1 protein-coding gene is annotated in these 11767 nt (G+C 69.4%); it reads left to right on the top strand.

The features are described from left to right. Positions 1–11767 (top strand): amino acid adenylation domain-containing protein (locus ACFT7S_RS38350; protein WP_382741109.1); only part of this gene is annotated, 11767 nt, incomplete at both ends.

An 11767-nucleotide genomic window follows, 5' to 3' on the forward strand; every position in this document is an offset into this window, starting at 1 on the left:
TCGGGTGACCGGGCGCGTTGGCTGGCGGACGGGCAGCTCGACTTTGTTGGTCGTGCGGATGGCCAGGTCAAGGTGCGTGGGTTCCGGATCGAGCCCGGTGAGATCGAAGCCGTCCTGACCTCGCACCCGCAGATCCGGACCGCTGTGGTGGCGGCCTTCGGGGACGTCGAGGACCGTCGTCTGGTGGCCTACCTCGTCCCGGCTGATCAGGCGGACGGCATTCCGTCCATCACCGAGATTCGGGAGTTCGCGAGCAGCAGGCTGCCCGCCTTCATGATCCCGTCGGCCTTCGTGGAGCTCGCGGCGCTGCCGCTGACCCCGAACGGAAAGCTCGACCGCTCCGCGCTGCCCGAACCGGACGGCGCACGAGTCGGCTCGGCGGGGGAGTATGTCGCGCCGGGCAGCGAGGTCGAGAGGATTCTGGCCGAGGTGTGGGCCGAGGTTCTGGGTGTGGAGCGGGTCGGGGTCGAGGACAACTTCTTCGAGCTGGGCGGCGACTCCATCATCAGCATCCGCGTCGCGGCCAAGTCCCGCGAGCTCGGTGTTCACGTCACGGTGGCGCAGCTGTTCAGCCATCAGACCGTGGCCGCCCTGGCGTCGGTCGCGACGAGCGAAAGCCTGGCGGACGCCGAACAGGGTCTGGTAGTAGGAGACTTCCTGCTCACCCCGATCCAGCGGTCCTTCCTCGCTCGCGAACTGCCCGGGCCGTCGCACTTCAACCAGTCGGTCGTTCTGGAAGTCACCGAGCGCGTTGACCCCGACGTACTGCGAGCGGCGCTGGGCGCGCTGGTCGAGCAGCACGATCTGCTGCGCTCCCGCTTCGTACGGGAAAACGGCCAGTGGGTCGGCCGGCTCCTGGCCGCCGAACCGGCCGACCTGGTATCCACCATCGACGCCTCCGGCCTGGACGGCGACGACGAGTGGCAGTTCCTGGATGCCCGGGCCACCGAGGTGCAGGTCGGCCTCGATCTGAGCGACGGCCCCCTCCTGCGAGTGGCGCTCTTCGACCGCGGCGAGCGTGAGCAGCTGATCCTCTTCGTCGTCCACCACCTGGTGGTGGACACGGTTTCCTGGCCCGTGCTCCTCGAGGACTTCGCGGCGGCATACGCGCAGGTCGAACAGGGCGCCACCGTCGTGGAGCTGCCCGCCAAAACGACGTCGTTCATGCACTGGTCGCAGCGACTGGCAGAGCTTGCGGCCTCGCCCGAGCTTGCGACCGAGACGGCGTACTGGCGAGAGACGGAAGCCGCGGCTGCTGCCCCCCTGCCCCGCGACCGCGAAGGCCTGAACCGGAACGCCTCGGTGCGTAACCTCCGTCAGTCCCTGGAGACCGGGCTGACGGAGCGGTTGCTGCGTGAGGTGCCGGCTGCGTTTCGGACGCAGATCAATGATGTGCTGCTGAGTGTTCTTGGTGCGGTGTTCACGGAGTGGGCCCGGGTGGGGTCCGTGGTGGTGGATGTGGAAGGCCATGGTCGTGAGGACGTCGGCGCCGACATCGATGTGTCGCGGACGGTGGGCTGGTTCACCAACGTCTACCCGGTGGCTCTCACGGGGACAGCGGACGGGGACCTGGGTGCCTTGCTGCGTCGTACGAAGGAGTATCTGCGCGGCGTTCCGCGGAAGGGGCTGGGGTATGGCCTGCTGCGCCACCTCACCGACTGGACCCCGGACACGCGTGCCGTCGCGGAAGTCTGCTTCAACTACCTTGGCCAGTCCGGCCGTCGATCGGACACCGCTGATGCCGCCCACGACGACGGAGGCGTCCGCTTCCGTCCGTCCGGCAGGTCTCTCGGCGAGTCACAGTCCGAGGACGGCACACGCTCATACCTGATCGAGGTCAACAGCCAGGTGGCCGACGGCCGTCTGGAGATGGAGTGGACGTACGGCGCCGAGGTGCATGACGAGGCGACGATCGCGGGGCTTGCGGAGCGTTACGTCGAGGTCCTGAGTGACCTGATCGAGTACTGCTGCCGTCCCGAGGTCGGCGGGCACACTCCGTCGGACTTCCCGCTCGCGCGTATCGATCAGACCGTGCTCGACCGTGTCGCAGAGAACCTGCCGACCGTGATCGAGGACATCTATCCGCTCACCGCCCTCCAGCAGGGCATGCTCTTCCACACCCAGCTCTCCGCCGACCCCGGCATGTACTGGGCACAGAACGGCCTGCTGCTCGAAGGCGAACTCGACCTCGAAGCCCTGAAGCAGGCGTGGGAGCTGGTGTTCTCCCGCCACGAGGTGCTGCGCACCGCGGTCGTCTCGGAGGGCGAATCGCAGCCGCTGGCGGTCGTCTCCCGGTCCGTACCCCTGCCCCTGCACGTAGTGGACCTCTCGCAGCTCGACGAAGAGGCCCGGCGCCACGCAATCTCCGAGTACCTGGACGCCGACTGGGCGCGTGGCGCCGACTTCACCGCGCCCACGCTCGTGCGGATCTCCGTGATCCGTCTCGCCGACGACCGGCATCAGCTGCTCTGGAGCTACCACCATCTGCTCCTCGACGGCTGGAGCATCCCCATCGTCCTGGGCGAGGTGATGGAGGCGTACCACGCCTTCCGCGCGGGCGAGGAGCGGCCGGGACTGGCCGCACGCGCGCCGTTCCGGGACTTCGTCTCCTGGGTTGCCGAACAGGACCTGGACCAGGCGCGCGGGTACTGGCGGGACTGCTTGGCCGGGATCACCGAGCCCGTGACGCTCGGTGTTGAGCACGCCACCGGGCAGCAGGGGCGCGACGAGCGGCAGGTGCCGTTGCCGGCGCAGGTGGCAGAGTCCGGCCTCGCCGACTTCGCCCGCCGGCACCGGGTCACGCTCAATACCGTGGTGCAGGGTGCGTGGTCGTTGGTGCTCGGCTTGTACGCGGGCTCCGACGACGTGGTGTTCGGTACGACGTCCTCCGGCCGTGGCGGCCAGATCGACCGCATGGACTCCATGGTCGGTCTGCTGATCAACACGACGCCCGTGCGGGCCCGAATCGACCGTGACCAGTCCGTGGTGGAGTGGCTCGCGGGGCTGCAGGACCAGCAGGTACGCGCCCGGAAGTATGAGCAGACGCCCCTGACCACGATCACGGAGTGCAGTGAAATCGCGGCTGGGCAGGCCTTGTTCAATACGCTGTACGCCTTCGAGAACTACCCCGACCAGGCAAGGGTCGAGGGTGGCGAAGGTGGGCAGTACGCGGAAGGCGACGGACTGCGCGCAGGTGCCAACTACGGGCGCGACCAGTCCAACTACCCCCTCGGTGTGATTGCCTCCTCCGCTCGGGAGCTGGTGGTGCGCCTGTCCTACGACCGGGCTCACTTCGACGACACCACCATGGAGCGGATGGCGGGCCATTTGGCGACCGTTCTGACGGCCATCGCCACGGACGCCGAGCAGCGTCTCGGCGACTTGCCCGTCCTGACGGCGGCCGAACACGACCAGCTGGTACGGGAGTGGAACGACACCGCCGCACCAGTGTCTGCCGCGGAAGGTGTCCACGAGTTGGTCGCCGGGCGCGCTGCGGCGGCCCCGGAGGCGGTGGCGCTCATCGCGGGCGAACAGTCGGTCAGTTACTCCGAGTTGACGGCACGCGCCAACCGGCTCGCCCATCACCTGCGGGATGCGGGCGTGGGCGCCGAATCCGTCGTCGCCGTGTGCCTGGAGCGCGGGCCCGACATGGCCGTAACGGTCCTCGCGGTGTGGCAGGCCGGAGCGGCCTATCTCCCGCTGGACCCGGAGTATCCGGCCGAGCGACTGGAGTTCATGCTCGCCGACAGCGGCGCCACCGTGCTGGTCGGTCACCGGGCGGCGGCCGCCGACCTCACCGCAGTCGGCAGTCTCGACACCGTGGTGTGGTTGGACGACCCGGCCACCCGCACGGCACTCACGGCACTGCCCGCCACCCCGCCGTCGGCGCCGGTCCACCCGGACCAGCTCGCGTACGTCATCTACACCTCCGGCTCGACCGGCCGGCCGAAGGGCGTCCACCTGTCCCACCGCGGCCTGGTGAACCTGGTCACGGCGCAGCAGGCGGCACTGGGCACGGACTGCGACGACATCGTGCTCGCCTTTGCGCCGTTCAGCTTCGACGCCTCGGTGTGGGAGCTGGTGATGGCGCTGGCGGTCGGCGCGACCCTGGTCGTGGCCGAGGCGCCGGACCGGGCCGACCCTGCCCGGCTCGCCTCCCTGGTCACGCGCAGCGGGGTGAGCGTGGCGACCGTACCGCCGTCGCTCCTCGACGCTCTCAGGCCCGGTGACCTGGACGGTGTGACCACGCTGGTGACCGCCGGTGAGCGTCTAGACGCCGGCCTGGCCGCCGCATGGCGCAAGCGTCACCGGCTGTTCAACGCCTACGGGCCGACCGAGACCACGGTCTGCGCGAGCATCGCCGAGGTCGACGCCTTGGGAGCGCAGGGCGCGCCGCCCATCGGCGCCCCGATCGTCAACGCCAGAGTGTTCGTGCTCGACGCGTCCATGCGGTGCGTGCCCGTGGGTGTTCCCGGTGAACTGTTCGTTGGTGGACCGCAGTTGGCGCGGGGCTACGGAGGTCGCCGGGCGCTCACCGCCGAGCGGTTCGTGGCCGACCCGTTTGCCGTCGACGGCTCCCGGCTGTACCGGACGGGCGACCGAGTGCGGTGGTCGGCGGACGGGCAGCTGGAGTTCCTCGGCCGCGCCGACGACCAGCTGAAGGTGCGCGGCTACCGGATCGAGCCGCTCGAGATCGAGGCGGCGCTCGTCGCCCACCCGGGTGTCCGGGCGGCGGTGGTGAGTGCGTTCGGGGAGAGCACGGACCGTCGTCTCGTGGCCTATCTGGTCCCGACGGACCACACCGAGGGCGTCCCGGCCGTCGTCGAGTTGCGGGCGTTCGCGGGGGAGCGGCTGCCGGAGTTCATGGTCCCGTCGCTGTTCGTGGAGCTGGCCGTGCTGCCGCTGACCCCGAACGGGAAGACCGACCGGGCGGCCCTGCCCGAGCCCGCGGGATTCCGGACCGGGAGCGGTGGCCGGTACGTCGCCCCGGCCACCGCCACCGAGGAGCTGCTCGCCGACGTGTGGGCGCGGGTGCTCGGTGTGGAGCGGGTGGGTGTCCTCGACGGCTTCTTCGAGCTGGGGGGCCACTCGCTGCTGGCCACCCAGGTCGTCTCCCGGGTCCGCGAGATGTTCTCGGTCGAACTCCCGCTGGCTGCCCTGTTCGACCGGCCGACGGTACGCGGCCTGGCCTCGTTCGTCGACAGTTCGGCCCGTGACGCCGCGCCCCCGGTGACGGCCGTCGCGAGGGACGCGGCGCTGCCGTTGTCGTTCGCACAGCAGCGGCTGTGGTTCCTGGACCAGCTGGAGCCCGGCTCGATCGACTACAACATGTCCACCCGTCTGCGGTTTGCCGGTGACATCGACCTCGTTGCCCTGGGCGCTGCCCTGGACGCGCTCGTTGCCCGCCACGAAGTCCTGCGGACCCGCCTTGTGGCCGATGCGGACGGTGTGGCGCAGCAGGTGATCGACCCGCCGGCCGGTCTGCCGTTGCCGGTGGCGGACGTGTCCGGCGCTGCCGACCCGCAGGGTGCGGCCGACCGGCTGATCGGCGAGGACGGTCTCACTCCGTTCGACCTGGCGACCGGGCCTCTCGTACGCGCCACTCTGCTGCGCCTGGCGCCGGACGATCACATGCTGACCCTCGCCATGCACCATGTCGTCTTCGACGAATGGTCGGACCGGATCCTCCGGCGCGAGCTGTCCGATCTGTACGAGGCAATCCGAGCCGGTGAACCCGATCCGCTGCCGCCGCTCGCCGTGCAGTACGCGGATGTCGCGGCCTGGCAGCGACAGTGGCTGACCGGCGACGTACTCGACGGACAACTCTCCTATTGGCAAGAACAGTTGGACCGGGCTCCGGTACTTGAGCTGCCCACCGACCGGCCCCGCCCCCAGGTGCGTTCCACAGCGGGCGCAGTCACCCGGTTCGCCGTCGCTCCGGACACCGCAGAGGCGCTGCGTGCGCTGTCCCGCGAGAGCGGCACGACGATGTTCATGACGCTGCTGGGCGCCTTCAGTGTCCTGCTGGGGCGTTACGGCGACACGGACGACGTGGCGATCGGTACACCGGTCGCGAACCGCTCGCTGGCCGAGACCGAGGACCTGATCGGTTTCTTCGTCAATACGCTGGTGATGCGCACGGACCTGTCCGGCAACCCGTCCTTCGCCGAACTTCTGGGTCGGGTCCGGGAGATGGCCCTCGGCGCGTACCTGCACCAGGACCTGCCGTTCGACCGGCTCGTCGACGCCCTGGTCGCCGAGCGGGACCGGTCCCGTAACCCGCTGTCCGACGTCATGTTCAGCTACGTGCCCGGCGACCCGGGCGACCCGGGCGACGGTGGGACGTCGGTGGACGGGTTCGACGACCGTGACGCCTCGGATGCCATCGGTGTCATTGGTACGGGACCCGAGCCGATCCCCGTGAAGTTCGACCTGGTCCTGACCCTGGCGGACGCCGGCGGCGCGCTGTCCGGAGAACTTCAGTTCAGCACCGCCCTGTTCGAGGCTGCGACCGTCGAGCGGATGGCCGCGCACCTTGTCACACTCCTCGACGCCCTCGCCGCCGACGCGGACCAGCACGTGGGTGAGGTCACGCTGCTGCCCGAGGCCGAGCGCCACCTGCTCGTCGAGGAGTGGAACGACACCGCCGTGGAGCTGCCGCCCACGGGTGGCCTCCACGAGCTGATCGCCGCCCAGGCGGCCGCCACTCCTGACGTCGTGGCCGTCCTGGCCGGTGAACGGTCGCTCACCTATGGTGCGTTGGCGGCACGGGCGAGCCGGCTGGCTCATCGTCTGCGCCGTGCAGGGGTGGGACCTGAGTCCGTCGTCGCGCTGTGTCTGGAGCGCTCCGCCGACATGGCGGTCGCGTCGCTGGCGGTCTGGCAGGCCGGGGCGGGCTACCTGCCCCTCGACCCCGCCTACCCGCTCGAACGGCGGCAGTTCATGATGAGCGACACCGGCGCTTCGGTGCTCGTGGGCCATGAGGCCGTGGCCGCCGACCTTGCCGTCGACGGAACCGTGGACACCGTGCTCTGGCTGGACGACCCGACGACCCTGGCGGCGCTCGAAGAGTTCCCGGCCACTCCGCCCCAGGTGCGGGTCCTGCCCGACCAGCTCGCCTACATCATCTACACATCGGGATCCACTGGACGGCCGAAGGGCGTTCACGTGCCCCACCGCGGAGTGACGACCCTCGCCGAGGGCATGCGGTCGCTGCTGCACGCCGGCCCGGGCGACCACGTCCTCGCGTTCGCGTCATTCAGCTTCGACGCCTCGGTGTGGGAGGTGGTGATGGCGCTGCCCACGGGCGCGACCCTGGTGGTGGCCGAGCGCCAGGACCGCACTCCGCCCGAGCGGCTGACCTCGCTGATGCGGCGGACCGCGGTAAGCCTCGCCTTCATGACGCCCACACTCCTCGGGGTTCTGTCTCCGGACGAACTCCCTGACCTTGCAACGGTCTTGGTGGGCGGCGAGCGGGTGGAGGCCAGGCTCACCGCGCTGTGGCACCGACGCCTGCGACTGCTGAACGTCTATGGGCCGACCGAGACCACGATCGCCACGACCGGCGGCGAGGTTACCGCCGACGGCACACCGCCGATCGGTACGCCGTTCCTCAACGAGCGGGTCTACATCCTCGACCCGTCGCTCAACCCGGCGCCGGTGGGCGTGGCCGGGGAACTGTTCATCGGCGGGGCCGGAGTCACCCGTGGCTACGGCGGCCGTGGTGCGCTGAGCGCCGAGCGCTTCGTCGCGGACCCCTTCGCCGGGGACGGCTCGCGCATGTACCGCTCGGGAGACCGGGCGCGACGGCTGGCGGACGGGCGTCTTGAGTTCGTGGGCCGTGCCGACAACCAGGTCAAGGTGCGCGGCTTCCGTATCGAGCCGGGCGAGATCGAGGTCGTGCTCGCCGACCACCCGGGCGTCAGGACGGCCGTCGTGACGGCCTACGGCACCGGAACGGACCGCAAGCTCGTCGCCTACCTGGTCCCGGCGGACATGGCGGAGGGCATCCCGTCCGTCGGGGAGCTGCGCGCCTTCGTGGGCGAGCGCCTGCCGAAGTTCATGGTCCCGGCGCTCTTCACCGAGATGGCCGGCATGCCGATGACGCGGAGCGGAAAGATCGACCGCGCGGCCCTTCCGGCACCGGACGGGGCGAACGCGGCATCGGCGGACACGTATGTCGCGCCACGCACCGAGGTTGAGCGGATCCTCGCCGAGACGTGGGCGGAGATCCTCGGCGTGGCGCGGGTCGGGGTCGAGGACAACTTCTTCGACCTCGGCGGGGACTCCATCATCAGCATCCGCGTCGTGGCACGGGCCCGCGACTTCGGCGTGCACGTGACGGCGGCACAGCTGTTCGATCACCAGACGGTGGCGGGTCTTGCGTCGGTGGCGGCGAGCGAGAGTGTGGCCGTCGCCGAGCAGGGCGTGGTGGTGGGTGACTACCCGCTCTCGCCGATCCAGCGGTGGTTCCTCGGCCGTGCGCTGCCGCAGGCGGCGCACTTCAACCAGTCGACTGTCCTGGAGGCCGACGGGAACATTGATCCTGATCTGATGCGGGTGGCGGTGCGTGCGCTGGTCGAGCAGCACGACGTACTGCGTTCGCGTTTTGTGCAGGAGGACGGGGAGTGGGTCGGTCGTCTGGTGGCTGCCGAGGCATCCGATCCGGTGCCGGTGATTGATGCCTCCGGTGTGGATGGCGTGGACGAGGCGGCCTTCTTGGAGGCGCGCGCCACGGAGGTGCAGGCCGGTCTCGACCTGGAGGAAGGGCCGCTGCTCAAGGTGGCGGTCTTCGATCGGGGCGATCGCGGTCAGCTGGTTCTGGTGGTGGTGCATCACCTGGCGGTCGACGCGGTCTCCTGGCCGGTCCTGCTGGAGGACCTGATCTCGGCGTACGGGCAGGTCGAGCAGGGCTCCGTGGCAGTGGAGCTGCCGGCGAAGACGACGTCGTTCATGCGCTGGACCCAGCGGTTGGCCGAGTTGGCGGTCTCGCCGGAGCTTGCCGCGGAAACCGCGTACTGGCGGGCGACCGAGGCCCAGGCCTCGCCCCTGCCACGGGACCGCGACGGCCGCAACAGCGTGACCTCGGCCGGGGAGGTCGTGACCATGCTCGGTGCGAACCAGACCGAGCGACTCCTCCGCGAGGTGCCGAGCGCCTTCCGGACCCAGATCAATGACGTGCTCCTCGCGGCCCTCGGCACGGTTCTGGCCTCGTGGGCCCGGGTCCCGTCGGTGGTCGTCGACCTGGAGGGCCACGGTCGTGAGGACGTCGGCGCCGACATCGACGTGTCGCGGACGGTGGGCTGGTTCACCAGCATGTACCCGGTGGTGCTCACCGGCGCGGTGGACGGGGACCTTGGTGCGTTGCTGCGTGGCACGAAGGAGTATCTGCGCGGAGTGCCGAGGAAGGGGCTGGGGTATGGCCTGCTGCGCCACCTCACCGACTGGACTCCGGACGGGAGTGCAGAGGTCAGCTTCAATTACCTGAGCCAGAACGCCCAGCGCACCGGCGATCGCGAGCCCGCCACCGGGGGCGAAGCCGGCCGGCTCCGCCCGGGCAAGGGTTCGCTCGGTCGTGCCTGGTCGACGGAAGGCGACCGCACGCACCTTCTGGACGTCAACTGCCGTGTCTCCGACGGCCGTCTGGAGATGGTGTGGTCATACGGCACCGAGGTGCACGACCGGGCGACAGTCGCGGGGCTGGCCCAGCGCTATGCCGACATCCTCGATGACCTGATCGAGTACTGCTGCCGTCCCGGGATCGGCGGGCACACTCCGTCCGACTTCCCGCTCGCACGTATCGACCAGGCCGCGCTGAACCGTGTTGCGGCCCGTGTGCCGTCCGAGATCGAGGACATCTATCCGCTCACCGCCCTCCAGCAGGGCATGCTCTTCCATACCCGGCTCTCCGACGACCCCGGCATGTACTGGGTGCAGAACGGACTCTCCCTGGACGGGGAGCTGGACTTCGATGCCCTGAAGCAGGCTTGGGAGCTGGTGTTCTCCCGGCACGAGGTGTTGCGCACCGCAGTCGTCTGGGAGGGAGTGCCCGAGCCGCTGGCCGTGGTCTCCCGCTCCGTACCCCTTCCGTTGGATGTACGGGATCTCTCGCATCTGGACGAGGACCTGCAGCAGCAGGCGATCCGCGACCACCTGGACGCCGACTGGGCACGGGGTGCCGACTTCTCCGCGCCCACGCTGGTGCGGATCTCCGTGATCAGCGTCGCCGACGACCGGCATCAGCTGGTGTGGAGCTACCACCATCTGCTCCTCGACGGCTGGAGCCTGCCGATCGTGATGGGCGAGATGCTGGAGGCGTACGACGTCTTCCGCACCGGAGGGGGCCGTCGGCCGGCGCTGGCCGCGCGTGCACCGTTCCGGGACTTCGTCTCGTGGGTCGGCGGGCAGGACCTGGAGCAGGCGCGTGCGTACTGGCGCGACTACCTGGCCGGGATCACCGAACCCACGACGCTCGGCGTGGAGCGTGCCACCGGCGACCAAGGACGCGAGGAAGCCCATGTGACGCTGTCGCGCACGGCCGCCGAATCCGGCCTCGCGGACTTCGCACGCCGGCACCGGCTGACGGTGAACACGGTGGTCCAGGGCGCGTGGGCGCTCGTCCTCGCCCTGTACTCCGGAGTCGACGACGTGGTGTTCGGTGTGACGTCGTCCGGGCGCGGCGGTCAGGTCGAGGGCATGGACTCCATGGTCGGCCTGCTGATCAATACGACCCCGACGCGCATACGAATCGACCGTGACCAGCCGGTGGAGGACTGGCTTGTCGGGCTGCAGGAGGAGCAGGTTCGGGCCCGTCAGTACGAGCAGGTTCCGCTGGTGACCATCGCCGAATGCAGCGAACTGCCCACGGGTCAGGCTCTGTTCAACAGCCTCTTCGTCTTCGAGAACTACCCGGACCAGGCTCTGACCGAAGGACGGGAGACCTCCGCTGCGAACGGCCTGGAGGCCAACCTCAACTTCGGTCGCGAACAGGTCAATTACCCGCTCCACATCACCGCGGGCGCCGGCCGTGACGTCAAGATCAAGCTGTCCTACGACCGTGCCCGCTTGGATGCGGTGTCGGTGGAGCGGATGGCGGGACATCTGGGTTCGGTGTTGGAGGCGGTGGCCGAGGATGCCGGTCGGCGTGTGGGTGATCTGCCGGTGTTGACGGCGGGTGAGCGTGAGGTGGTGGTGTGTGGGTGGAATGACACGGCTGTGGAGGTTTCTGCGGTTGGTGGGGTGCATGGGTTGGTTGCGGGGCGGGCGGTTGTGGCTCCGGATGTGGTGGCTGTGGTGTCGGGTGATGAGTGGTTGACGTATGGGGGGTTGGTGGCGCGGGCGAATCGGCTTGCTCGTCATTTGCGGGGTGTGGGTGTGGGGTCTGAGTCTGTGGTGGCTCTGTGCTTGGAGCGTGGGGTCGACATGGTGGTTGCGGCGCTTGCGGTGTGGCAGGCGGGTGCGGCGTATCTGCCGTTGGATCCGGAGTTCCCGTTGGATCGTCTGGAGTTCATGCTGGCCGACAGTGGTGCGAGTGTGCTGGTGGGGCACCGGTCGGTGGCTGGGGGACTGCCGGTTGAGTCGGTGGAATCTGTGGAGTCGGTGGTGTGGCTGGATGATGCGGATGTTGTCGGTGTTCTGTCGGCTCTGTCGTCTGCGGCGCCCGATGTCCCGTGTGTGCCGGATCAGTTGGCGTATGTGTTGTATACGTCTGGGTCGACGGGTCGGCCGAAGGGTGTGCTGGTTGGGCATGGGAGTTTGGTGAGTTTCT

Source organism: Streptomyces sp. NPDC057136, assembly GCF_042670885.1.
In the GTDB taxonomy this organism is placed as follows: Bacteria; Actinomycetota; Actinomycetes; order Streptomycetales; family Streptomycetaceae; genus Streptomyces.